We start from the raw sequence: 24372 nt of genomic DNA on the forward strand, positions 1-24372 counted from the left end.
CAAGGGGCAGCCGGAACGATGATATGAAAACACCCGCGGGTCTGTGATCCGCGGGTGTTTTATCAGCGACTCAATCGAACCGGCATTCAGGCTGTCGTCTTGGCGGCATTCTGCTCTGCACGCCAGACCTGGTATTCCTCTTCCACTTCTGGGGTGAGCGGATAATACTTGCGAAGGTCTCCACCCTGGGAAAGGCGTAGCTTCGAAAAGCCCTCCCATTCCGCATGGTTGCTCGCCCGCTGCAGAAGCTCCTCGGCAAGAGCAACTGGCACAACCACCGCTCCATCATCATCGGCAACGATAATGTCGCCTGGGCAGACGAAGGCGTTTCCACAGGCGATCGGAACATTGACCGCATAGGGCATCAGGTTGGTCTGCGTATGATAGTTTGGCGTGACGCCCTTGATCCAGAAACCCAGGTCGAGCTTCCATGCCTCCGCCGCATCGCGGATGCATCCATCGATGACCATGCCGGCGCCACCGCGTCCGGCAAAATAAGTCAGCATCATTTCGCCGAAGATCCCGCTGGCCATGTCGCCGCGTGCATCGACAACGACGATGTCGCCTTCCTGGGCATGATAGAGCACATGGCGGTGAAGTTGCCTTTCCGGCTCGTCATATTCCTTGCCGCCATAAAGATCTTCACGCTTGGGCATGAACTGGAGCGTCAGCGCCGGTCCCGCGATAGCGCGACCGCGGGTGAAGGGCACAGGGCCCCGAATTTGGGTGTCGCGGACGCCCATGTTGCACAGCTCAGCGGAGGCAGTGGCGCTACCCACCTTGGCAAGCCCCTCCACAAGCGTCTTGTCAGGACGGGTGATGTCGGGTGTATGTGTCATGAAAACCTCTGTTTCTCTCGTTCGGGAATGCCTTCCAGCGAGAAATCTTCCCGCCAGAACAAAATGTGGGCAGCCAAGTCAGGCTTCGGCGCGCCTGCCGCGAAGACGGTAATAGGCGCTGCTCAGCAGCGGATAGCTCCAAACCAGAATGGTGATAGCGCCGAGCGTGCCGGCAACCGGGCGGTTGAAGAAGGCTTCGATGTCACCCTGGGACTTCAGAACGCTGTTCATGAAGTTCTCTTCCACTATCCGCCCAAGGACCAACCCAAGCACCAGGGGGCCGGCTGGATAGTCGTTGGCGTCGAGGATCCAAACCAGCACCCCGACCACCAGCAGGAACCACAGATCGAACAGAGAGTTCGACGTAGCGTAGGCCCCAACCATGCATAGGAGCAGGATGATCGAGTAGAGGGTGCCGGGCGGGACCATGAGGATTCGTCGGCCCATGATGATCGCAAGGATACCGAGCGGCACCATGAGAATGTTGGACAGGAAGAAGACAACATAAACCGCGTTCAGGAGTTCCGGCGATGAGGTGAATACCATCGGTCCAGGCTGGATGCCCTTGATGATCAGGACACCGACGACAATGGCGGTGATGGAATCGCCAGGGATTCCGAATACCAGCGTGGGGACGTAGGAGCCGCTCAGTGCCGCGTTATTGGACGCGCCCGCTTCGGCAACTCCCTCCAGATGTCCGGTGCCGAATTTTTCCGGCGTCTTGGAGAAGCGCTTGGAGATTGCATAGGAAATCCAGGCAGCGATATCCGAGCCGGCGCCGGGCAGCGCACCGACCAGCGTGCCGGTAAGCGACCCGCGTGCGATGCCGGACTTGTAGCGCCACAAGACTTCACCCTGTCCGCGCATGAATCCGCTAGCCGAAAGCGGCGGCGGAACCGGAAGCGGAGAATCGGAGCTCGTGGCCTTGCGATAAAGTTCTGCGATGGCAAAGGCGGCGATCAACACCGCGATTAGAGGCACGCCTGCTTGCAGATCGACGACGCCATAGGTGAACCGCTGTTGGCCGGTGACGACATCGAGGCCGACGGTGGACAGCAGAACGCCGAGCATCAGGGACATCATCGCCTTCACCTGATCCCCCGGCGCAACGATGGTGGCGCAGGACAGGCCCAGCAACGCCAGCCAGAAATATTCATAGCTGGAGAAATTAAGAGCGAAGTTTGCGAGTTGAGGTGCGGCCACCACCAGAACAATCGTGCCAATAATGCCCCCGATGGCCGAGGTGGTAAGAGTGGTGCCGAGGCCCAGCGCCAATTTGCCCTGCTTGTTCAGCTCGAAAGTATCGCCGACATAGGCCGCGGAGGCAGGAGTACCGGGAATGCGCAATAGCGCGCCGGGAATGTCGCCTGCGAAGATCGCCATGGCCGAGCAGGTAATGATCGCACCGATGGCGGCCACTGGCGAGAGGAAGAAGGTGACCGGCACCAGCAGGGCCACGGCCATGGTTGCGCTGAGGCCAGGCGTGGCGCCGACGAACAGGCCAAAGGCGGCGGAGATGATGATGATAATCATCACGTCCAAGGACAGCACCATCGGCAGGGCTTCAAGAAAGGCGGTCATGACAGCATCCCCTCAATGATGCCAACCGGCATCGGTACACCCATTCCCTCTGAAAACAGCAGATGGATCGCCAGCGAAACGATGACTGCAATGACGATGCTGGAAACCATCTTCTGCCCCTGAGCCAGCATCATCACCGTCAGGATGATGAAGGAGGTGGCGATCGTGCCCATAGCTGGTGCGGCGAAGGCGAAGAAGGGGATGGAAATGGAGATGAGCGCGACGACGGCAAGCTTGCGGAAGTCGCGCATCCATGGCTCTGCGCGGACCAGAGGCAAAGTTGCACCCTGCACAAGCGCCTTGCCCGCCACGATCACCCCCCCCAAGGCTAGCCCTACTCCGAGCAGGCCAGGGAAGAAGCCGGCGGACAACACGCCTCCCCCGATCGAGGGGAGGCTGTTGGCCTGAAGCAGCACTGTAATGCCGAAGGCGATGAAAATCGCCCCGGACAGCAGATCAGATATTCGCATGGCCGGTTCCTAGTCGCGTACGCGCAGTTTCAGCAGTTGAAGAACTTCGCCTACCGATGCCTGCTTTTCCTTGAGGAAAGTGCTGAATTCCTCTGCATTCTTATAGGAGATGCCGTAGCCCTGCTTCTCCATGAAAGCCTTGAACTCGCCGCTTTCGACCACCTTCTGCGACGCCTCGGAAAGGCGCGCCTGGATATCAGCAGGCAGGCCCGCCGGGGCCACGATGCCGCGCCAGGTGCCGTTCACGTAATCAAGGCCGATGGCTTCCTTGAGTGTGGGGACATCGGGGAATGCAGGCGACCGCTTGGAATCGAAGGTTGCCAATGCGCGGGTCTTGCCCGCTTCAATCATTGTGCGGCCTTCCCGCAGCGAGAAGGGCAGGATCTCGACTCCACCCGATACCAATTCCTGGAAGCCGGGCGCCGCGCCCTGCGTGGGGATCACGACAATGCTGACTGGATCGATGCCTTCCTTCTGGAGCATTTCGGAGAGCGCAATGTGGTAGGCAGCACCAGGCGCCATGCCCGAAATCTTGTAGGTTCCGTTGGGTGCCGCCTTGATTGCGTCCAGCGCCTGACGCAGATCCTTCCATTCACTGTCGGCAGCCACGTGGAAGGCGGCCGGATCGAGATTGATCAGCGAGATGGGCGTATAGGCTTCGTAAGTGAAGTCTGCCTGGCCATTCCAGTAGAACGATACGAGTTCCGCCGTGCCAAGACCGATCGTGTATCCATCAGGGGTAGCAGTCACCATCGCCTGATGACCCACGACGCCGGCACCGCCTGTGCGGTTGATCACGGTGACCTTGGTGCCCAGTTCCTTTTCCAGGCCGGCCGCAAAGGTTCGTGCGATAGCGTCTGTGCCGCCGCCGGCATTCCACGGCACTAGGAACGAGATAGGCCGCTCAGGGTAATCCGCCATCGCGGCGGTTCCGCTCATCAGGACCGCCACGGCGCTCAACAGGAATTTCATCATGGGTCGTCTCCTCACTGATTTTGGTTAAGAGTCACTTTTTGCGCATCAATTCGCTGGTGAAGCTGATGACGCGCGTCATTGCCTGCCCGGCTTCGAAGGGCCGCCGGTTCAAGATGGCGTCCAGTACGACCCCATGGCGCGGCAAATTGGTTTTGAAATGCTCCATGTGCGTCGTCACAAAAAGGACGCCGAGAATAGCTCCGACCGCATGATCGAAGGCCTGCAGGATAGGGTTTTGTGTCGCTTTGAGCACCGCGATGTGAAAGTCCCTATCGGCCTGAACGGCGGCGTCGGTATCCTCTTCGCGTGCCGCCTTCTGCATCCGCTCATAGGCGGCTGATATTTCACTGAGTTGGCTCGCCGTGGCCCGCTCAGCCGCGAGCATCGCGGAGGTTGGCTCGATCATGTGGCGCACCTCGTCGATGGCGCTATGATAACGCGTGTCGGCATCGGGAGCCGCCAGAACCCATTCCAGGACGTCGCGATCAAGCAGGCTCCATTGATCGAGCGGCGCCACGCGCGCTCCAAGGCGCGGACCGACTACCACCATACCCTTGGCCGCCAAGCTTTTGGTTGCTTCACGGACGACGGAGCGGCTGACCTCGAACATCTGCTCAAGCTCATGTTCTGGCGGAAGGCGGTCGTCCGGCTGGAAAACACTCGCCGCGATATCGCGGCCGAGCTTGTCCAACACAAGCCAGCCTTTGTTTGCGCGCATGGTTCCCATGGTCACGGCTACCCTCCCATTGGTCCAGAAACATCTGATAATTGACGGTCACGCATGTACAAATCCGCGTCCATACCGGCCTGTTCCAGGAATAAAAACATCAAACATCATATGTTGCAATGCCAAACATACTATGTTTGAACATTTTCGATCAGAAGCCGCCCTGGGTTAGGACCCACTGGTTGGATGCAGCCGATGTAATGTCAGCTCCGTGAGGAGACTAATTATGAGCGGGCTGTACTGGCTTAAAGATGAGCCAAGAGCGCGGCTTGCGCTGTATTCCCAAGAGCCGCGGCGGTGATGTCAGGTCACCCGGAGATGAAGTTGTTGGCTGGTAGTCGGTGGTGATGCGGGGTTCATGCAACGGGTTCAACCAGATAGTGGCAGCACATCTGAATACCCTATCCTGTGACCGGCTGGTGCCGGCAATCGCAATCGTTCTCGCCGGCCTCTATCTGTTCCCGCTCTAATGGACGTACATCATCACGATCAAATCGGGTTCGGAGCCGTCCGGCGTCAATCGCATCTACCGGCTCTATCGCGAGGAAGGTCTTTCCGCTGCGCGCACCGGGCTTTCCGGCCCGGCTGGAGCTTTAGAATCGCATAATATATCATCGGGAGCCGCGTGCAGCGGGACCAAGCCATCGCCGGTCCCGTATCGCTCATGTGCTTCAGCCGACCGGTTCTGCCGCACAATCCGCAATCGTTTAAGGTTCGAGGCGACCAGATAGCATCACCGTGAGGTGGTGCGCTCTCTCGCCCCGAACCTTCCAGTCTTATCAGCCGTTCAGCGCGTCCTTAAGCGCCTTGGCCGGCGCGAAGGTCAACTTCTTCGCAGCAGCAACCTTGATGGTCGCACCGGTTGCCGGATTGCGCGCCTCCCGCTCAGGCGTGTCCTTGACTTTGAACTTGCCAAAGCCCGGTATCGACGTTTCGGCGCCGGATGTGGCGGCCGCGGTCACGGCGGCGAAGACCGCCTCGACAACCGCTTTGCTCTGGACTTTGGTCAAGCCGTGCTCGGTCGCGATCTTGTCTGCAATCTCATTGGTTGTTGTCATTGTTTTCCCCTCATGGTGACGGGCGAAGTCTCGCCCGACGAAATCCCTCTTGTCATCTGGCGTCCGAGCGAGGTGGAGCGAAATGCCGAAGATTTCCACAACGCAATCGCCGCTTTCGGTGAAGTTGGCTCCCGAGCCGGTGAGTGTCCGTCGATCGACGGCGGGATATACAGATGTGTCTGGTCATCTCATGCAGCAAGGTATCACCCGCCAACCAGAATGACGAGCGTTGAGTAAAGTCGAATTGCCATCCACCACGAGCCACAGCTCGTTGCCTAACGACTGAACCGTGAGGGGTTTGCGTTTCTCCAGACTGCCTTTCGCTGCCGCCACCATGTGGCGGTTGGCATTGACGATGCCTCTTTCACGCGCACGCGCGTTTACCAACTGCTGGAGCGGAATAAGGAGATGTGGTTCGCTCAGATCGAAGTAAAGCGAAGGGTCATCCGGGAGCCGCGCGAGCGTCGCGGCGATCTCCTGATCGAACTCAATCTCCACAACAGCGCCGTCGCGCCGGTGAATGGGATAGTTTAGCGAAATTTCTTCAGCTTTCATGCAGCGCCTCTCGGAGTATCCTGATGCCTGGCTCTAGCTACGGGAACTCTCGTGCCGGAAAGAAAGCCCCGCCGGTAGGCGGGGCGAGTATCGCACCCATATGGCTCACTGGGCGCGGGGAGATGCAGTCCAACAGAAACTGCTCATGTACGCTAAGCGCATAACTCAGCGGATAGAAGGTCTGTTTCCTCGATTCCGGTACGCTGCCGCAGAAAAACTCGACCACGAACGTTGCAGCGTGAACCCCGCGGCCGGAGCCTGTTCCGCCTTCGGTTCCCGCATTGACCGGCAACCGTGTAATGCGCCAACGCATAGAAGATGTCGCGATGCGTTGACTCTGCTTACCGCCCAATGGAAAAAGATGATCGGTTCGAGAGGGAAACAACTCATGGCAGACGAGAGCAATACCGAAATCGTGGAGACCGCGCCGCCGGCGGAAGTCGCGCCGCCCAAGAAGCGTCGGGGGCCGCGACCCAAGAATGTCGTTGCGGACGCGACTGCTGAAGCACCGGAGGCCGTTGCTGCCCAGCCGGTGAGGGGACGCAGGAAGCGTGCAGACAAGTCTGTAGACGGTAAGCTCTCGCTAGAGGGGCCGGCCGTTCGCGAGACCAGGGCAAAGAAGGTCGCCAAGGGCGCCGGCGAAACCCGTGGGGCAAAGCAGCCGACGTCGATGACGGCTCCAGCTCCAGTCCTCGACGACATTGCAGATCTTCGCCAGCTCGAAGAAGAGAACGCGCGGCTGCGCAAGGCGCTGGCCGAAAAACTGCGGGTCGAGAACGCCGACCTGCGCAAGCGGTTGGGCCTTGCCTGATCAATTGATAGAGGGCCGATCGGATAGCCTGATTGGCCCTTGTCATCGCATTCTGGCTGGAGTTCCTTTGAGGCCTGCTGCCGAGGATGCCGGTGCCATTGATCGGGTTGGCGGCGCACTATGAAAGCACCATGGAAATATCTGGTCCAGCTGGCGTCCTTGGGACGAACGGTCAAGGCGCCGGAAAATCCTCCTGAAATCGAGACCGCGGTCCCGGCACGAGAGGTTGCTGACCGGATTGTGGAGTCCCCAAAAGAGGAGGCAAGCAGTCTCGACGCTCCGAACATCGACACCGAAGTTGCTGCGGTTGACGAAGGTGACGGGACGCTCGCTGCAACAGTTGACCGGTCACCTGCCGACGCTCAGGTGGTGCTTCCGGAACCCGCCGGACCGCCACAGCCTCCGCCGACGAAAAGGCCGAGGCGCAGCCGGAAAACGAGAGCTGGCGATGTTGCAGTGGCCGAGGTCGTCGAGTATGGAGATGGCACCTCTGGTGCCCCACAGCCGCCGATGACCTTCGTCGATGAGATGACCGCACTGGACGAGGACGTCAGGCAACTAAGACGCCGGCTTGCACAAAAGTTGCGGTTGCAGAATACGCAGCTCAAAAAAATGCTTGGGCGGTATGACACGCCGTAAACTGATATCCCACCTTTAAACGTTGGAGCCGCATGAAACCGCAACAGCGAACGTTTATCGTCGAAGTCAAATCGGCTCGCCGGCGGTCGACTACCAACCAGTCTTCAATTTGGGGAGACACGGACCTCAAAGCCCTCGTGCGCGCGGCGGAGACAGAAGCACCGCATCTGTTCGAACCGGCTCAGCGCATGGACCTGCCTTCTCCAGAGACCACTGCTGACGTTTTGCCAAACGAGGGCGCCGTAATCGAGGCTGCTGCCCCAATCGCAGATCTGGCGGACCCGTCAGAAGGCGGCGCTGGTAGCGTTGATGTTTTTTCCGGTTCTGCTCCGATCCTACCCTTGGAAGTGGATCGCCCCAAGGCTATCCCACAAAAAACGAAGCTGAGGCGCCAGGGCTCAGCGCGCCGGGGTCGACCTATTGGCAGCCGGACGGTTATCGTTACTCCCGAAACAATTGACGACCTTGCCGCGCTCGAGGAAGAGAACCGCCGTCTGAAAGGGCTGCTCGCGCAACGGCTTCGGCAGGAAAACACCCTGCTCCAAAAAATGCTTGAACGGTTCGAAACAAACTGAATTGTGGTTTGCTGACCTTCGCTTCGAAGGCCAGCGAGTCCTTCGTTGAACCACAGCTCGCGACTTTCGTCGGTGTCACTGTTGTACAGTTGGCAACTCAGGCTGACCTGACGTTTTCGGCTCGTGATTTTCCTGTCTTACGGTCCTGGCCAATGTCGTAGCTGACCTTTTGGCCGTCTCGAAGCGGACTGCCGTCTTCAACCGCGGACACATGGACAAACACGTCCGTTCCACCGTTCTCAGGGCATCAAGAGCGAAGACGTGCAGGACCTCGTGATCACGGCCGTCGAGAACTGCTTCGGTCGCATCCTTCAACCTCTATGCGCTCACTGGCGCGAACGCCATCCTGAAGAACTGCGAAATGTCTTCATCCAAGGTCATCGATTTCGTGCTTGGCTTTGAACCCACCTGAACCGTTCATCTGCTCTCGGTGTCATGCCGGGTTCTCTAGCGAGATATTGCCCCGGGACCGTCAGAGGGTGGCTTGTCGGCGCGACTTGCGCCCCATTCTTACATAAGGCGAGGGGCTGGGGGGCGCTGCCCCCTTCGCCCCTTCCAAGCGCCCGCCGCCCAGCTTCCTCCACCCCACTGACGTTGCGCTTCGTGCAGCCGGTTCCCCGCGCGGATCGCTTGCACCCCAATCCCCCGCTGTTCCGCACGAGCTCGAAAGCAGGAGCGAACGGCTCCCGCTTCGCGAGATCAGGGAAAGGGCAAGGCAATGGCAAAGACCGCAACAGCGATCACGACCAGCGACGTTTACGAACGCATCACCAACCGCATCGTCGAGCAGTTGGAGGCAGGCACACGGCCGTGGATGCAACCGTGGGGCGGGGGAGGGACGCCGGTCCGTCCGCTTCGGCACAACGGCGTGGCCTATCGCGGCATCAACACTGTGCTTCTCTGGATGACGGCTGCGGAGCAGGGATACTCTTCGCCCTATTGGATGACTTATAGGCAGGCGTCGGAACTCGGCGCACAAGTGCGCAAGGGTGAGACGTCGACCCTTGTCGTCTACGCCAATGCCATCGAGCGAAAGGAGACCGACGACGCCGGCGAGGAGATCGAGCGACGCATCCCGTTCATGAAGGGATACAGCGTGTTCAATGCCGATCAGATTGACGGCCTGCCCGAACACTATCATGCAATACCGTCCGCGTTGCCGGAGAGCGGCAAGGAGCGGATCGAGTTGGCCGATCGGTTTTTCGCCAATCTCGGCGCCGACATTCGCCATGGCGGCAGTAAGGCGTACTACCACCCCGTCGGAGATTTCATCCAGATGCCGCGTTTCGAAGCGTTCGTGTCGGCTGAAAGCCACGCGACCACCCTCGGGCACGAGGCGATCCATTGGACCATGAGCCCCACCCGGCTCGATCGCAATCTCGGCCGCGAAAGGTGGGGTGATGAAGGATATGCCAAGGAGGAGCTGGTTGCCGAACTCGGCAGTGTGTTCCTCGCCGCCGATCTCGGCCTTGCGATCGAACCGCGCGACGACCACGCCGCCTACATCGCCTCATGGCTGACGAAATTGAAAAACGACAGGCGACTTGTGTTCCAGATGGCAGCCCATGCCGAACGAGCCGTCACCTTTCTGCACGGCCTGCAGCCGATGGCTGGCAAAGTTTCGAATGAAGACGTGGACGAATGAAGACGTGGACAACCGTGCGGTCGTTTAAGCGGCTGAGTGGCCGAGGGATATTCGAGTGCGCCGCCTCGTATCGTTGCACCGAATATCCCCACGGCTGCCACCGTGTGCCAGTCTCTATTCTTCCGTCGCCGTCGGTGCCATCCCCCAAATGAGGGAGGCGACCAAGTTCGGCATCCCGAAAAAAATGCGGCCCGCAGCTGGGCCGCGAGCCGATACACCGCGACTGCGGTGCGACGGACACAGACATGAGCCTCACGGCGAAACGAAGCGGCTTGCCGGGCCCAGGCTTCCCGGATCCCGGCCTATGGCCGTCGCGATGCTAATCCTCCGAGACGAGGCTTTTAACCGGTCAAGTCGCGCGCGAACGGGCTTGGCAGCGTTGCTGTCGCCGCCTGGTACGCTCATCATCTTTGGGACAAGTGGCACGCTCCACAGTCACGCGGTCGGCCGGATCAAACGGCGCGGATCGCAGACGCGGCACCTTTCTTGTTCCCTGTGGTAGACGACGAGTCGCCTTTATCCTATCGGTTGTATATGAAAACGAGCCTGGATCACCTGCCGGAGAAAAAGCAGCGCGAGCTTGCCCGCCTCGTGGAGATCATCCACGAGGAGTTTGCCGATGCGCTCGAGGGCGGGACCGCCCCTTTCAAGAAGCGCGGTCGGATCCTGAAGATCATTCTGTTCGGTTCGTATGCCCGTGGAACATGGGTGGACGAACCGCACACGATGAAAGGATACCGTTCCGACTATGATATCCTTGTCATCGTCAACACTCGCAAACTTGCTGAGCCGGAATATTGGGACAAGGCGACCGATCGGTTGATGTGGGACAAGGTCGTGTCGACGCCGGTCGGGCTGATCGTCCATGGACGGCGTGAGGTCAACACGTTCCTCACCGAGGGGCAGTATTTCTTCGTCGACATCCTGCGCGAAGGTATCGTGCTTTATGAGCTTGACGACCAGCCGCTGGCGCAACCGAAACGGCTTTCTCCAGCCGACGTCCTCCGAATCGCAAAGGAACATTCTGACAGGCAGCTTTCGAGCGCTGAGTACTTTCGACAGTTGGCGCGCTACTCGATTAAAGATGGCAAGTTCAACCACGCCGCCTTCAATCTGCACCAATCGGTGGAGACCGCGTATTCCTGCGTGCTCCTGACGCTGACCAGCTACAGCCCGCCGTCGCACAACCTCAAATTCCTTCGCGGGCTTGCAGAAGGCCAGGATCAGCGGCTCGTCGAGGCTTGGCCGCGCGACCAGCACCGCTTTATTGCCTGGTACAACACCCTGAACGAGGCCTATGTGAAGGCGCGCTACGCAAAGCACTTCGAGATCACGGAGGAGGCGCTGGGCTGGCTTCTCGACCGGACCGAGCACCTGCACCGCCTCGTCGAAACCATCTGCCAGGAGCGGCTGGCGGAGTTGGCTAAGGCAGCCGGCGCCACCTGAGCTTTTTCTCATTGTGGACTGGTCCGGCGGGTCGGTGTTTTGATCCCGTCGACAACATCATACCTTGCGGTGGGCGGGACGGGGAGGTGTGCCACATCAACTTTGCTGCGTTGCCTCCGCCTGGCGCCCTCAAGATCACCCCGGATCGAACTGGCCGGCGAATTCCTTGTCGCTGTAAAAGACAAGCTTGCCTGCCATGATCGGGCGCTTGCCCGAAACGAACAACAGCTGCGCGCGCGCGGGCATATTGCGGACCTCGTCAGGCGTGAGCAGGGCGCGGGCTGCGCGTTGCTCACTGAAGCTGAGCCCGGACTTTTCCGCATCGAGCGCACGGCTCATCGTCTGGAACAGGACGGTTTCCTGCCCGAGCAGATCGGAAACCAGACGAGCGCTTTCGGGATCGTTGACCCCGAACACCTGGAGAAGACCGGCGTTGGAAAGAAAGGTGCCCGCGCGCTTGCCATAGATTGCGCGCAGCTGATGAACGTCCTGCAGGATCGGCCAAAGTTGGACGCCGTAGTCGGTCATCAGGCCCATGGCGCGTTCGACCGGGGCGAGATATCCGAGCGCGGCGAACTCGTCGAGCAGATACAGTACCGGCAGGTCGGGTTTGGCGGCATCACGCGCTATGTCAGCCAAGCTCTGCGTCACCAGCAGGCGTAACCAGCGCGAGTAGGTCGACAGCCGATCGGGTGGCAGGACCAGAAACACGGTTGCGTTGTGGTGCTTCAGGTCGGCGAAGCGAAACTCTGATCGATTGAGGACGGCTGTCATGCGCGGGCTGTCAAGGAAATGGGTGTGGCGTTGCGCGGCCGAGAGCACGCCGGCGGCTTCCCGATCCGCCTTGGCGAGATGACGGTTGGCGGCCCGGGCGACGAGCCCAGCCGCGGCGTCTGACGATTGCATGTTCTTGAGCAGTGCCAGGAAGACATCCGGCGCCAACGTCAGCCTTTCTCGAAGCGTGGTCAGCGTTCGCCGCTCGGGAGCCTCCGCCGTGACGACATGAAGGATCAGTCCAGCGATCAGCGCTTTGGCTTCTTCGTTCCAATGCGCCTCTGCCGCCATGCCCGGCTCGTCGACGACGAGCGCGTCGGCCAAGCTGCTCGCGTCTTCCGCCAGGTCGAGGCCGGCGGCATCGAGCATGTCGAGCGGGTTGAAGGCAGCCGACGGCTCGCCGCTGACGGCGAAAGGATCGAGGACATGAACCGGGCCAAATCGCGCTCGCGCCCGGCTGGCGATCCTTGCATTCTCACCCTTCGGATCAATACAGATGACGGAGCGATCGCAGGCGATCAGATTGGGGATGATTGTGCCGACCCCTTTGCCCGACCTGGTCGGCGCCATTGTGAGCAGATGCGCCGGACCATCATAGCGCAGAAGCTTTCTCGTCTTCAGATCGCGGCCGATCAACACGCCGGAGCTGGTCCGAGCGAGGGGTGCGACCTCCCTGGCGGTAGCGAAGCGCGCCGAACCGTGGGTGTCGTCGTCGGCAAGACTGCCGAAGCGTTCGATCAGTCGATTGCTGACAAGCCAGAACAGGATGAACATCAGCAGCAACAGCAAGAACAAGTTCAGCGCGATGATCGGGATACTGCCTTGTACAAAGCCGATCTGTTTCAAGGCGAAGGTGCCGCCCTGTCCAACAAGGACGACGACCCCGAACAGGATGACGGTTGCACTCGCTGCTGGCATGAGGGCGCGCAACGGCAGTCGGATCAGCGTTACAATTGTCCAAACCGGTTCTCGTGCTGCAATCCGCATCAGGTTTTTCAGGGCAATCCAGGTGAGACGTATTCGGTCCATCACGCTAGCTCGATCTCTTGCGCAATCCCGGCGCGGCAGTGTTCATTCCGCCCTCCCGCCGCTTTCGGTCGCCTCAGGCTGACCGAGCACGTCGTCGAACAGCGCCTTGTCGGCGTCGCGAACGAGGAAGCCGGGCAATTCCTGACGAAGCCATTCCCGCAAGCTTCGGGTGAACACCAGGTCTTTGGAATGCTCCAATCGATGCAGCACGAGTGCGCCGATGAGGATCTTGCGACGCGTGTCTTGAACACGTTCCTGTTTTCCGAGGCGCGCCTGCAACGTCTTCTTGCGCGCTTCCAGTTCGGCGATGCGCTGTTCGATCGACTTGCGCGCCATCTTCATCCCTCTATTTCAGAGTGTCCGCCGACGTCTTTTTGAGACGAACCAGGATTGCCTTGGGGTTATCGGCGGCCCGCTCGACATCGACGAGACCCGAGGCTTTGACGAGATCGCTCAGCCTTGGAAAGCCGTAGTTGCGGGCATCGAAGTCGGGCGCTTGCTTGGCCAGGTGCCCGCCCACTTGAGACAGATTGGCTCGTCCGTCTTCGTCGGCCGTCGCGATGACCGCCTTCGTCAGCATCGCCCGTGCCACCTTATCGAGACCCGTCTTTCGCGGCACGGGCTTCGCAGCGGCAAGTTTGACTTCCGTCGGTTTCTGGCGGTCGGCAACCGCGGCTTCTTCGATCTCTTCGACCGGTGCACTGAGCACATCGAAATAGACGAACTTGTCGCAAGCGGTAATGAACGGGCGAGGGGTCTTGCGCTCACCGAAGCCATAGACCGTGACACCTTGCTCACGGATGCGGGCAGCAAGCCGCGCGAAGTCGCTGTCACTGGAGACGATGCAGAAGCCGGAGAACCGGCCAGTATAAAGCAGGTCCATGGCATCGATGATCATCGCGCCGTCGGTTGCGTTCTTTCCGGTCGTATAGGCGAACTGCTGAATGGGCTGAATGGAATGTTCGAGCAAACATTCTTTCCAGCCCTTGAGGTTGGGGCCGGTCCAATCGCCGTAGATACGCTTGACGCTGGCGATCCCGTAGTTGGCGATCTCGGCCATGAGGCCGACGACAATCTTTGGCGAAGCGTTGTCGCCGTCGATCAGCAATGCCAGTGTTGCGGAATTGTCTGTTGCCATTTGGCCCTCCACCGGTTGCATCGAGCTTAAGCACTACGACGATTTGCGCAACCCTGAATTGGCATGGGGAGCGTGCGTCTTGCGTTATCCCGAACGTAGGGAGCGTAGCGAACGAAGTCTTGAAGGGCGCACTTACGAGTTGCTGCACAACTCAGCGCTTGGTATGGTTGTGCGACTTTGGAGGGTGTCGCTTGGCCATCTACCATTGCAGCATGAAGCCGATCGCTAGAAGCGGTGGCCGCAGCGCGGTTGCCGCCATCGCCTATCGCACCGCGACGAAGATCGTCAACGAGCGCGATGGCGTCGTGCATGACTTCACGCAGAAGCGAGGTGTCGAGCACTCCGAGATCGTTCTTCCCGATGGCGTCGAGGCGTCCTGGGCATTGGATCGCTCGACGCTGTGGAATGCCGTCGAGAAAGCCGAGAACCGGAAGGATGCGCGGGTCGCCCGCGAGTTCGAGATCGCACTTCCGCATGAGATAAGTGCTGGCAATCGCCTGGCGCTGACACGCGACTTCGCGCAGGATCTGGCAAACCGTTATGGCGCCGCGGTGGACTTCTCCATTCACCAGCCACAGGGTGAAAGCGACATCCGGAATTTCCACGCGCATGTGGTGATGACGACGCGGGTGGTGAGCGAGCAGGGGCTTGGCGAAAAGACGCTGATCGAGCGCGAGAACAAATGGCTGTTGAACCACGACCAGCCGACCTCGCATATGCAGCTTCGCGATATCCGGCAACTGTGGGAGCACCACACAAACCGGCATCTGGCACGGCTCGGACTGGATGTTCGGGTCGATCATCGTTCGCACCTGGAGCGCGGGCTCGAGATTGAGCCGACCGAGCATATGGGTGTGCATGCCTCTCAGATGGACCGGCGTGGGCTGGACGTTTCGCGTGAACGGCTTGACTGGAAGGCGGCGCGATCCAATGCCGAGTTGATCCGCAGACAACCGGAGCAGGTTCTGTCGATTATTACCGGCGAGAAGAGTGTGTTCGATCGCCACGACATCGCCCGCGCTCTGCATCGTTACATCGACGATGTGGATGGGTTTCGCAATGCCTTTGCGGCCGTCATGGCATCGCCGGCATTGGTCGAGTTGAAGCCGGAGACCGAGAGGGAACTGGCGCGCTATTCGACGCGGGAGATGATTGAGATCGAGCGCAGCATGGCGGCGAGCGCTGAACGCATGAGCCAGTCATTGCGCCACGGCGTCGATCGCCAGCACGTCGATCAGGCACTACGCGTCCAGGACGATGCGATCAGATCCAGGCTGGCTGCTTCGCTCTCCGGAAAAGTTGAGCGTGGCGAAATGCTGCTCACCGATCGGGAACGGGCAATCGCGCGTTCCGGTTTGAGTGAGGAGCAGCGTGTCGCCGTTGAGCACATCACCGGGTCGGAGCAGATCGTGGCGGTGATTGGCTTTGCCGGCGCCGGTAAATCCACCATGCTTGCCGCAGCACGCGATGCCTGGGCAAGGCAGGGTTACCGTGTTCATGGCGCGGCACTTGCCGGCAAGGCGGCAGAGGGTCTGGAGGAAGCCTCCGGCATTGCGTCGCGCACGTTGGCGTCCTGGGAGTATGGCTGGCAGGCGGGCAGGGGGCAGCTTGGCAAGGGCGATGTTCTCGTCATCGACGAGGCTGGCATGGTCGCAAGTCGGCAGCTTGCGAAGTTCGTGATCGAGGCAGAGGCGCGGGGCGCCAAACTCGTGCTTGTCGGCGATCACGAACAGCTGCAGGCGATTGGGGCAGGGTCTCCGTTCCGCGCGATTGCCGAGCGCGTCGGCGCGGTGGAGCTTTCAGAAATCCGCAGGCAGAACGACGGCCGGCAGCGCGAGGCATCGATAGCATTTGCCACCCATCGGACCGGCGAGGGGTTGGCGATCTATGCCGATCGCGGCGCGGTTCAATTCTCCGACAACCGCGATGAGGCGCGAGCCGTTTTGGTTCGCGACTACATTTCCGATTTGGAAGAACGCTGGTCCGGCTCACGGATTGCATTGGCGCATCGGCGCGTCGACGTTCGGGCTATCAATGCCGATGTCCGGGTGTCGCTCCAAGCGCGTGGGCGGCTGGCGCGTGGTGACGATGAGCAGGGCGCGCTGGCTCGTGAAGTGGTCTATCAGACCAATGACGGCAAGCGTGCTTTCGCCCCAGGTGACAGGATCGTGCTTCTCGAAAACAACCGCGATCTCGGGGTGAAGAACGGTATGCTCGGTACCGTCATCGCCGTCGAGGCGGACGCACTACAGATACGTCTCGACGGCAGCGGGCAGAACAACGCCCGTGCGGTGTCCATACCCGTCAACAGTTACCAATCCTTTGATCACGGCTATGCGACCACCATCCATAAGTCTCAAGGCGCGACGGTCGATCGCGCCTTCGTCATGGCGTCCGGTACCATGGACCGGCATCTGACCTATGTGGCGATGACGCGTCACCGCGATCAAGTGCAGCTCTATGCCGGTCGTGATGAGCTGAAGGACATGAAGGCACTCAGCGCCAGCATGAGCCGATCGGGGGCCAAGGAAACGACGCTCGACTACACCAGCACATTTGCGGCGCGGCGAGGGTTGGCGGAAGAGTTCGGCGTTCAAAGCGAGATCACTGTCACTCTTTCGCCTGGTCGGGCGGACGAGCGGCTGGCACTTCGCTCCGGTTATGGCGAGGAGCGTGCTCATCAGGCCGCCCCTCAGTCTCCAGCCATCGACGAGGGGCAGCGAAGCGGGCAGGGTGCGGAGAGGGCGGTCGAAGAAGTTGAACCGCTTGTGCCGGCGCTGACGATATATTCCCGCAGCGTCGAGGACGTTGCCCGGGAGAATGCCAGGCCGGATTTCGAGCGGGCGATGGAGGCGGTACGGTCCCTTGGGCGCAATGTCTATGCCGATCCGGACGGTGTTGCCGTGAAGCTCGGGGCGGCCATTGTGGGCAAGGGCGCAGACGGTCAGGCTTTGGCGAAATCGGTCGCCGAGCGTCCGGAGCAGTTCGGGGAGCTGCGCGGCAAGACCGGGCTTTTAGGTGACAACAAGGAGCGCAAGGCCGCGTGTCATTACGCCAAGGCGCTCGGCCATCACGTCGCGTCGGCCAGTCAAACCTGGGAGCGCCGGCTTGAGGCCGAGTGCCAGTCAGAAAAGTGGAACCGCGAGAAGCGGGATGTGGTCGAGGTTCCGGGGCTCACACCCCGAAGTGAGGCCATCCTGAAGCAGCTCGACGGACTTTCCCATGCCGAGAAGCCGAAATTCCTCGAGCAGCTATCTGGCACATCTGAGGGAAAGCAGGCGCTCGAGGAGGCAAGGAACATCGCCCAAGCGCTCGAGCAGCGGTTTGGCAGCGCCGATCCGCGCGACTGGAAGAAGCAAACCGTGCGGCTTGGGCCGGAGCTCTCCACGAAACTTGATCGCATCAAGGATATTGCCCGCATCACCGATCGGGCGCAGCGGGCGGAGTTAACCCGCGAGTACGAACTCACTCGCGGGCTGAAAAAGGGATTGGGACTGAGGATGTGACGGCGTGACTTCGAATTGTTTCAGTCTGTTCGGGATCAGGATAGCATCGCTTCGCGCGGGCTCTCCGTATGTTCGGTCAGACGCCTCGCCTAGCTTTACACTCATGCGCAACTGCGGCAAGGGCTGGCAAAGTCGACTGAACGACGACCTTAGGAAGGTCGCGGGATTGACGAAGGCCAGCTAGCCAAACCCTCAGACTGTCCGGGGACAGGTGTAGCTTGGTGATACTGTTCGGACTGCGAGCGTGTCGCCGCGAGGCGTAGCTCATGTATCATGTTCCCCTACCTTGAACATGCTGGGCGCGCCTCGGGTGCGTAACCATTGGTTTGCGCTCGACGCCGAGCGTCGCATGTTTGAGGAAGCTGCCGGCGCAATCATCCGGGCGTAAAAGCTTCATTAGCCTTCCCCAAATCTGGTCGTTGACTCCTAGCCTCAATGAGAACATTTATAGAACGGACGCATTGGGGAGGCCTACAGCATGAGCGACGAAACCGGTGCGATCAAGAAGACGGGAAGCGGCCCGTTCGTGCATTTGTGCGAGGATCCAGGCTGCAAAGCATGGGGCGGTTTCGGCTTCGCCCACGGCAGCGCAGCGCCCAATTGGTATTGCTCCGAACACAGGATCGAATGGCCGCCGGCCAAGAAATCCTAAATCCACTGGCGATGCGGCCGCCAATCTAAACCCAGCAAATTGAAGCTCCGGGCAGGCACCCCGGACGAGGAGAGACTATGCCCGCCGCCCAGCAAACCGTTCCGATCGACGATACAGATCAGACCCACGATGAGTACGCCGCAGCCCTGACCTGGCACGATGGCGACGCCGAAGCCACGATCCGGACCTTGCTCGCCGACTGCCGACATCTGCGCGAACAACTCGCGTTGGCCGAGATCTCAATGAGCTTGGGGTTTACCCGTGGGTGGCGGCCGTGCAGAGAGCCGACCGAAGCAAGCGGAAGCGCAAACGCTTCAGGTTGACACCATGCCGGAACAGAATGGACTAACCCGAAGCCAGCGCATGCATACCCTGTCCAAGGCCGAGGGAACGCGCCAGATCGTCAGGATCGACTGCATGTACTGCCGGATCACTCATCGCTACCGCTGTCGCGACTTGCTGCTGCTATGCGGTGACGTGCCCATCGATGAAATCGCACGGCATTTCCGGTGCGAGAAATGCAACCACAAACACTACTTGTGTGCAGTTTTCGAGTTGCCATGGCCCGCCGACACTGGAAAGCTCCGCATCCGAAAACTGGTGAATATCAAAACAGTTCGCAAGCCAGTCTGGAAAGACGATGTCTATTGAAGGTGAGCAAGAGCGATGTGCAACCTCTACAACTTGACCACAAACCAGCAGGCTATCCGTGATTTCGTTTCGGTGACACACGATCTGATCGGCAACCTGGAGCCGTCCATCGACGTCTACCCGGACCGCTTCGCGCCGATCATTCGCAACAACGAGGAACGGCGTGAACTCGCAATGGTGCGCTGGGGCATGCCTTCGTCGAGTAAGGCGCAATTGGACGCAGCCACGAAGCGCGCGGATAAGCTTCGCGCCAAGGGCAAGGAGGTCGACTTTGACGAACTCCTGAAAATGGAGCCAGACGGCGGCACCACCAACGTAAGAAACACTTCAAGCAAGCACTGGAAGCGTTGGCTTGGAGTGGAGAACCGATGCGTCGTACCGGTGACCCGCTTCGCGGAGCCAGACCCAGCGAGCAAAGTCGAAGGCGGCCACACGCCAAACGCCTGGTTCGCAAGCACCGCGGACGAGCCACTTATGTTCTTTGCCGGCATCTGGGTGAAGGACTGGACCAGTGTTCGGAAGGTCAAGGAAGGCCTGACGACGATCGATCTCTTCGCATTTCTGACCACGCAGCCCAACAGCATTGTCGAGCCAATACACCCCAAGGCAATGCCGGTTCTCCTCACGTCCAAGGATGAAGTGGAAGCTTGGCTTAGCACCCCGTGGGAAGAAGCCCGCTCCCTGCAGCGGCCACTTGCCGATGGCGTGCTGCAACTGGTTGAGGCACCGGCAAAGCCTGAGGCCGCTCAAGAGGCGTTATTGTTGTGAACCGAGCCGCCGCTTACGTCGCGATAATGCTGGCTTGGTGTCACGGCGCGGCCGCACAAGAGCCGATCGTCGGCCGCGCATCCGTCATCGACGGCGACACTTGTCAGTACCGGAGCAATACTCCCCATAGTGCCGTTTGAATCCTCTCCAGGTGCTGCGGCCGCCGGTCTTCCGGGGCGCGCCCCGATTGCCCATCAGCTTCCATCGCTTAACGTCGTAGACGCAGCTACTCAATTTTGTGGCCATGAAATCCATCGTCCCCTGCGCTACACTATCCTAAGAAGCAAATTTGATGGGAGGATTCCTTGCCTTTCAGGCCAACATGGGCGTGCTGTCTGGGTCTGCTAACCGGAGCGATCCTCGGCTATCTGACTGGTTTTGGTGCGGGCATGGGGATGGCTGATTTAGGGCCAGAATTCGTCGGACTAATCGGTGCAATCGCCGGGGGGGTTGCAAGCATCGTTGCCATTGGATGCTTTGAGCAGGAGTGAGCAGATGTCTCTTAGGAATGCACGTATTCAGATCGCACTAGGCTGGGTCCTAATGATCGTCGGCGCGCTCCTCGGCGTGAATTTGATGGCAGATATTGGTTTGGTTATCTGGGGCATTGGATTGATCCTACAGATCGTCGCTTCGGTCATGTACCTCGCTTCGAAGACCGGCGGTGGCCGTCTCGGGGGCGCATGAATCAAACGCGCTGAAATTGACCGCCCCCGACCCTTTGCAATATCTTCCGCATCGGCGATGTCAGGTTGTTGGTGGCTTAAAGGTTCGCCTTGAGGAAGTTGGTCGTCGTGCTGCCTTAACTCTCGCAAGATCCGCACGACATCGCTTGCCGTCGCGCCGCGTATTTCGAAGCGCTGTGTTTTCACGGACGCAGGCGGAACCAGGCGCAGGAGAGACGCTGCGCGTTTCACCCATTCCATCAACATTGCAAGCCACTCTTCACGAGACATCCTAACGTTCCCAAAATCCGTGTGGCGAGAGTACCGCGGAAAAGGTTGCCGCCACAAAGCACAGGTCCCGGCCAGTCTGTCTGGATTTTGGGTGCGTTAAGTGCGAACCGCGGTTTTTTGTGTCTGCGGTCCGATTCGAGTGGCTACTGCGCAAATTTTCAGGGTTGAGTGCTGTCTCGCAGGGCCGAAAACCAAAATCGGTTGCCAGGCCCACTGCCGATACCGCCGCTTGGACCGGTCCTGCGGGCGGTAGCAACCCGCCGCGTGCATCGTCACGAAGGGGGTTGCGTGTTGACAAATTTGTAGACTTGTTCCCAATATGGGAATACACATGACGCATGCAAATCATAGCGAAGTCCACGTTAAGAGCCTTCTGGGGAAGGCATCCCCAAGCGGAAGTACCCCTGAAGACCTGGTACGCAATGGTGAGCAGCGCCGCGTGGACGGGGCCGGCGGATGTGAAGACGATGTTCGGTGCCAACATCGATTTTGTCAGCGATAATCGCATCATATTCGACATTTCCGGCAACAAGTATCGCCTGATCGTCCACGTTGCCTATCCATATAAGCGGGTGCTGATCAAGTTTGTTGGCACCCACAAAGAGTACGATGAGATCAACCCGGAGACGGTGTAATGGACAACATTCGAGCCATCAGGAATGATGATGACCTTGCATGGGCTATTGCAGAGGTCTCGGCATATTTCGAGAACCAGCCGGAACTCGGGACAGAGGAGGCTGACCGCTTCGACGTTCTGTCGGCCCTCATCGAGGCATATGAAGACGCGCACTACCCGATAGAGGCACCTGAACCCGTTGAGTTCATCAAGGCGCACATGGAAATGTTCGGCCGCACGCAGGCCGATCTTGCCGTGATTTTAGGTTCGCGCTCCCGGGCCTCTGAGGTTCTGAATAAAAGGCGCGCTCTGACCGTGGAGATGATCCACCGGCTTCATAAGGCGTGGAATATTCCGTCAGACTACCTTGTGGAACCGTATCATCTTGTTGGCCGCGAACGAGAGGTCGCCTGACAAGGCGACTTCAAAGTCTCGTTCCGCGTATGCGAGTTAAGCCAAGTCGACGCTTCGAATGACGCGGCATTAGTCACCACACGTCATCGATTTTGCACGGTTGCCTTGGCTACATAGCCCTTCGCGTTCTTCTGGCGGGCGATTGCGCGAAGAAGCGCCGCTGCCTCAGCCTCGGATGGGAAATGGTGGTTCAGTTCCTTGCCGTGGGTGCCGACACGTCCCCAAGCCCGAATGAGGCAAATTTCGCCAAAAAGGTTTCGCTCTATCGAAAGCGCATAATAGCGCGCCATGTTTCGGCTTGGGTCTATTCGTTGTAGGTACAGGCTGGAGCAATGCTGGGTCATGGACACAGCATTGCGTGCCGGAGATTCGGCGTCCAACGAGAGTTTTGAATCGGTTGCGGCCAATCGATTCACGTTGTTGATGCGAGTCTGATTTCATAGGCCGGGTCGAAGTTGCCGACGGGCACGGCAGACATTCAGTCATGTGAACTTCTATGCGCTGCGCCGCAAGAAATGAGTCAATAAAATCAACTAATTGGCAAGCTGATTAGGGATTCAGCGGCGCCAGACAGTTAGAAATGCGACACTTAGGTTCGCTGCTGGCGCTGACGGCACCCCCGTTCCGACCGGCTTTCACGCTCGATGATTGCCAGTCGGCCGAACTTTGGGCCGACTGCGGACGACGATGTCATCTCGTTGCTTCCAAGGAAGGGCTCAAAAAGCGCTTGACCTCGACACGCCGATTAGAGAGCGCCGCGTAAAACGCAGGAAAGCGGGAATTCGCGTCACGCGGAGGGGCGGAAGCAGGGCCGCCGCAGGAGCTTCAACATCGTGGCCCGAAGGGAGCGGGACCAACTGCCCCCGCCCGAGCGTTCAGCTGGAGAAGGGCCTCAGGGCCTAGTCCCGGGTTTGGGTACAAACCCCACCGTGAAACCAAACAGTCTTCCGATTTTTTCCAAAGTTTCCAAAGTCGGGTTCGCCGTGCCCGCCTCAATTTCGGCGATTTGCCTGCGGGTTAGCCCTAGTGTCCTGGCGAACTCCTGTTGCGAAAGGCCGATGCTCTTGCGGATATCGATCACGGCTTCCGGGATTCGCAGGGAACCGTGCCGGGCGCGCTCAGCCAAATCCTGACGCATCGCCAGGATCTGCTCCTTTGTCGGTTTTTTCCAGCGCGCCATTGGTCAGGCTCCCGACGAGCCGGCGAACGACGATTGAACGCCGTCGGCGATCTCACCGCATCTCATCATGGCTCGATCGACAATTGGATCCGTCGCGCCCAAGTCCCTGGCGTATTGGGGGATCTGCCTCAGGCGGTCCGAAAGCGACTGCAATTGGCTGCCGATGCTCGCCTGACCGTCTGGTTCGGGCCAAACATCCGCGCAGATCTGGCGCCAGTCCGGAAGGTGGTCGCGGCCGGCATCGCGCATCGATGCCCATCGGGTAGAGCGCAAAATGCCCTCCCTTGCCAAACGCATCGGGGCGAAATCAAAAAGTGGAGAAAGCCGGATCGTCCCGTCCGGATACTTGCTAAGCGCGGAATTTCGGCCGTGATTGTCAGGATTGCCGAGCGCCAGGTTGACGATGTCGCGCTTCAGATATTCGGTCACATCTGCAAGTGGGTCGGCCGAATACGCCTTGAGAATGTCTATATAGGCTTCATGCGTGCCGATATGGCCGAAGTCCGCAACGCCGACAGCCGAAACGAGGCTCTCCTGCCCAAGGCGGATCGTTTCTCCGTTCGCGCCCTTCTGTCGGTCGAACCTTGGAATGATCAGCACGCCGTCAGCGTAAAGAGACGGTTCCTTAACGTCCAAACCAAGTTCCAACGCCAATCGGGAATAGAGAGCTTCGCCCTCAAGTATCGTGCGATCAACAGGCTCATTGCTGCGAACGAGCTTGACGATGACGTGTCGAACGGCCTCCTCGTCATTCACGATGCTGTCGGCATAGTAAAGACCGTCTGCCGCTTGGGTCATGGACACTTTTGGCCATTCGCCCTGCAACCCACTTGAGCCCGAGGCGAGCATTGCAAAGCGATCCGCCACCTCCATGAAACGGTCGGAACGCTCGAGAATGTCCCTTTCTGTGACGCCCTGGCGCTGCAATCCGCGCAGGCGCTGCGATTCCGCCTCGGCCGCCTCCTTTATGCGTATGTTGCCTATTCCTCCAGTCGCTGCCCTCACGAGCAGCGAATAGTCCGATGAGCGAGCCGCTTCGTTCAGACCAAGATGTTCAGCAAGTTTCCGTCTCGCATGCCCCTGTGGCATAAGGTCGAGAAGGAAAGGCGGCCAGCGGCTGCCGTGTCGGTTTTCAAGGTCGACGGGAAAGCGAACTGAAAGCGCACGATGATCCCCGACGGCACTTCCGACCGCGAAATCCCGTGCTGCTGTGGCAATGAAGTAATCAAGGTCGTAGTCGACTACAGAGCTGCCCTGGTAGCCGGCCTCATCATCCTGGAGGGCAACTGTCGCGGCCTCGTGCCATTTGCCTTCGAAGTGGATTTCCAGCGTCAATCTCATTAAACGACCCCTTTGAGGATCATTTA

General features: G+C 59.6%; 26 protein-coding genes and 1 pseudogene. 13 read left to right on the forward strand and 14 right to left on the reverse strand.

The window, feature by feature from the left end; all coding sequences use genetic code 11:
• Window positions 1-86: 86 nt before the first annotated feature.
• The 7 genes from BLJAPNOD_RS25965 to BLJAPNOD_RS25995 all read right to left on the reverse strand — a co-directional run bounded on the left by BLJAPNOD_RS25965 (window position 87) and on the right by BLJAPNOD_RS25995 (window position 6205).
• On the reverse strand, window positions 87-839 hold the full coding sequence (locus BLJAPNOD_RS25965) for a ribonuclease activity regulator RraA (RefSeq protein WP_115421969.1): 753 nt from the start codon (window positions 837-839) through the stop codon (window positions 87-89).
• A 78-nt stretch (window positions 840-917) separates the two neighbouring features.
• The gene (locus tag BLJAPNOD_RS25970) at window positions 918-2420 is read right to left on the reverse strand and encodes a tripartite tricarboxylate transporter permease (protein WP_115421970.1); all 1503 of its coding nucleotides are present in this window, start codon (window positions 2418-2420) and stop codon (window positions 918-920) included.
• A complete protein-coding gene (locus BLJAPNOD_RS25975; RefSeq protein WP_115421971.1) occupies window positions 2417-2890 on the reverse strand; it encodes a tripartite tricarboxylate transporter TctB family protein in 474 nt (157 codons plus the stop codon). The genes BLJAPNOD_RS25970 and BLJAPNOD_RS25975 overlap by 4 nt, the downstream gene beginning before the upstream one ends.
• 9 nt (window positions 2891-2899) lie before the next feature.
• Window positions 2900-3865, reverse strand: coding sequence for a tripartite tricarboxylate transporter substrate binding protein (locus BLJAPNOD_RS25980; protein ID WP_115421972.1), 966 nt, complete (start codon window positions 3863-3865; stop codon window positions 2900-2902).
• Window positions 3866-3896: 31 nt separating this feature from the next.
• Window positions 3897-4592 (reverse strand): FadR/GntR family transcriptional regulator, encoded by a 696-nt coding sequence (locus BLJAPNOD_RS25985; RefSeq protein WP_115421973.1) that lies wholly within the window; start codon window positions 4590-4592, stop codon window positions 3897-3899.
• Window positions 4593-5371: 779 nt separating this feature from the next.
• Window positions 5372-5650 (reverse strand): HU family DNA-binding protein, encoded by a 279-nt coding sequence (locus BLJAPNOD_RS25990; protein WP_042778458.1) that lies wholly within the window; start codon window positions 5648-5650, stop codon window positions 5372-5374.
• A 183-nt stretch (window positions 5651-5833) separates the two neighbouring features.
• Window positions 5834-6205, reverse strand: a complete 372-nt coding sequence (locus BLJAPNOD_RS25995) for a hypothetical protein (protein WP_115421974.1) — start codon at window positions 6203-6205, stop codon at window positions 5834-5836.
• 388 nt (window positions 6206-6593) lie between these two features.
• On the opposite strand from BLJAPNOD_RS25995, the gene BLJAPNOD_RS26000 reads away from it, so the two are divergent.
• From BLJAPNOD_RS26000 to BLJAPNOD_RS26010, 3 genes are all read left to right on the forward strand, one after another.
• Window positions 6594-7016: a SyrB-like regulator gene (locus BLJAPNOD_RS26000; RefSeq protein WP_115421975.1), complete on the forward strand. Its 423-nt coding sequence runs from the start codon at window positions 6594-6596 to the stop codon at window positions 7014-7016.
• 120 nt (window positions 7017-7136) lie between these two features.
• On the forward strand, window positions 7137-7655 hold the full coding sequence (locus BLJAPNOD_RS26005; RefSeq protein WP_115421976.1) for a hypothetical protein: 519 nt from the start codon (window positions 7137-7139) through the stop codon (window positions 7653-7655).
• Window positions 7656-7687: 32 nt separating this feature from the next.
• Window positions 7688-8230: a hypothetical protein gene (locus BLJAPNOD_RS26010; protein WP_115421977.1), complete on the forward strand. Its 543-nt coding sequence runs from the start codon at window positions 7688-7690 to the stop codon at window positions 8228-8230.
• A 97-nt stretch (window positions 8231-8327) separates the two neighbouring features.
• Here BLJAPNOD_RS26010 and BLJAPNOD_RS26015 read toward each other — a convergent pair.
• Window positions 8328-8474 (reverse strand): annotated as a pseudogene (locus BLJAPNOD_RS26015) (cold shock domain-containing protein); the annotation flags it as partial.
• Window positions 8475-8948: 474 nt separating this feature from the next.
• Between BLJAPNOD_RS26015 and BLJAPNOD_RS26020 the strand changes: the two are divergent.
• Both BLJAPNOD_RS26020 and BLJAPNOD_RS26025 read left to right on the forward strand, forming a co-directional pair.
• The gene (locus BLJAPNOD_RS26020) at window positions 8949-9875 is read left to right on the forward strand and encodes a zincin-like metallopeptidase domain-containing protein (protein ID WP_115421979.1); all 927 of its coding nucleotides are present in this window, start codon (window positions 8949-8951) and stop codon (window positions 9873-9875) included.
• A 534-nt stretch (window positions 9876-10409) separates the two neighbouring features.
• Entirely contained in the window at window positions 10410-11321 is a 912-nt protein-coding gene (locus BLJAPNOD_RS26025; protein WP_115421980.1) for a nucleotidyltransferase and HEPN domain-containing protein, read from the forward strand.
• Window positions 11322-11456: 135 nt separating this feature from the next.
• On the opposite strand, the gene BLJAPNOD_RS26030 is transcribed toward BLJAPNOD_RS26025, so the two are convergent.
• The 3 genes from BLJAPNOD_RS26030 to BLJAPNOD_RS26040 are packed head-to-tail and all read right to left on the reverse strand — an operon-like array spanning window position 11457 to window position 14262.
• Entirely contained in the window at window positions 11457-13124 is a 1668-nt protein-coding gene (locus tag BLJAPNOD_RS26030; protein ID WP_115421981.1) for a type IV secretory system conjugative DNA transfer family protein, read from the reverse strand.
• Between the two features lie 42 nt (window positions 13125-13166).
• Window positions 13167-13460 carry a mobilization protein gene (locus BLJAPNOD_RS26035; RefSeq protein WP_115422087.1) on the reverse strand — a complete coding sequence of 98 codons (294 nt, stop codon included), beginning with the start codon at window positions 13458-13460 and terminating at the stop codon, window positions 13167-13169.
• A 10-nt stretch (window positions 13461-13470) separates the two neighbouring features.
• Window positions 13471-14262, reverse strand: coding sequence for an NYN domain-containing protein (locus BLJAPNOD_RS26040; protein ID WP_115421982.1), 792 nt, complete (start codon window positions 14260-14262; stop codon window positions 13471-13473).
• Window positions 14263-14453: 191 nt separating this feature from the next.
• On the opposite strand from BLJAPNOD_RS26040, the gene traA reads away from it, so the two are divergent.
• The 8 genes from traA to BLJAPNOD_RS26075 all read left to right on the forward strand — a co-directional run bounded on the left by traA (window position 14454) and on the right by BLJAPNOD_RS26075 (window position 21825).
• The gene (gene traA / locus BLJAPNOD_RS26045) at window positions 14454-17768 is read left to right on the forward strand and encodes a Ti-type conjugative transfer relaxase TraA (protein WP_115421983.1); all 3315 of its coding nucleotides are present in this window, start codon (window positions 14454-14456) and stop codon (window positions 17766-17768) included.
• A 478-nt stretch (window positions 17769-18246) separates the two neighbouring features.
• A complete protein-coding gene (locus BLJAPNOD_RS35695) occupies window positions 18247-18420 on the forward strand; it encodes a hypothetical protein (RefSeq protein ID WP_173238095.1) in 174 nt (57 codons plus the stop codon).
• Window positions 18421-18497: 77 nt separating this feature from the next.
• A complete protein-coding gene (locus tag BLJAPNOD_RS26050) occupies window positions 18498-18743 on the forward strand; it encodes a hypothetical protein (RefSeq protein WP_115421984.1) in 246 nt (81 codons plus the stop codon).
• 4 nt (window positions 18744-18747) lie between these two features.
• Window positions 18748-19071, forward strand: a complete 324-nt coding sequence (locus tag BLJAPNOD_RS26055; protein WP_147294587.1) for a hypothetical protein — start codon at window positions 18748-18750, stop codon at window positions 19069-19071.
• A 15-nt stretch (window positions 19072-19086) separates the two neighbouring features.
• Entirely contained in the window at window positions 19087-19839 is a 753-nt protein-coding gene (locus BLJAPNOD_RS26060; protein WP_115421986.1) for an SOS response-associated peptidase, read from the forward strand.
• A gap of 495 nt (window positions 19840-20334) precedes the next feature.
• Complete coding sequence (locus BLJAPNOD_RS26065) at window positions 20335-20526, forward strand: hypothetical protein (protein WP_115421987.1); 192 nt, start codon at window positions 20335-20337, stop codon at window positions 20524-20526.
• 607 nt (window positions 20527-21133) lie between these two features.
• Complete coding sequence (locus BLJAPNOD_RS26070; RefSeq protein WP_115421988.1) at window positions 21134-21430, forward strand: type II toxin-antitoxin system HigB family toxin; 297 nt, start codon at window positions 21134-21136, stop codon at window positions 21428-21430.
• On the forward strand, window positions 21430-21825 hold the full coding sequence (locus BLJAPNOD_RS26075; RefSeq protein ID WP_115421989.1) for a type II toxin-antitoxin system HigA family antitoxin: 396 nt from the start codon (window positions 21430-21432) through the stop codon (window positions 21823-21825). Before BLJAPNOD_RS26070 ends, BLJAPNOD_RS26075 begins: the two co-directional genes overlap by 1 nt.
• Before the next feature lie 83 nt (window positions 21826-21908).
• Here BLJAPNOD_RS26075 and BLJAPNOD_RS26080 read toward each other — a convergent pair whose 3' ends face one another.
• The 3 genes from BLJAPNOD_RS26080 to BLJAPNOD_RS26090 form a co-directional block, all read right to left on the reverse strand.
• Window positions 21909-22241 (reverse strand): WGR domain-containing protein, encoded by a 333-nt coding sequence (locus tag BLJAPNOD_RS26080; RefSeq protein ID WP_115421990.1) that lies wholly within the window; start codon window positions 22239-22241, stop codon window positions 21909-21911.
• Window positions 22242-22717: 476 nt separating this feature from the next.
• On the reverse strand, window positions 22718-23005 hold the full coding sequence (locus BLJAPNOD_RS26085) for a helix-turn-helix transcriptional regulator (RefSeq protein ID WP_115421991.1): 288 nt from the start codon (window positions 23003-23005) through the stop codon (window positions 22718-22720).
• 3 nt (window positions 23006-23008) lie between these two features.
• Window positions 23009-24346 carry a HipA domain-containing protein gene (locus tag BLJAPNOD_RS26090; protein WP_115421992.1) on the reverse strand — a complete coding sequence of 446 codons (1338 nt, stop codon included), beginning with the start codon at window positions 24344-24346 and terminating at the stop codon, window positions 23009-23011.
• Window positions 24347-24372 lie beyond the last annotated feature (26 nt).

Origin of the sequence: Ensifer sp. M14 (assembly GCF_003355565.1) — a bacterium.
Classification (GTDB): Bacteria; Pseudomonadota; Alphaproteobacteria; order Rhizobiales; family Rhizobiaceae; genus Ensifer.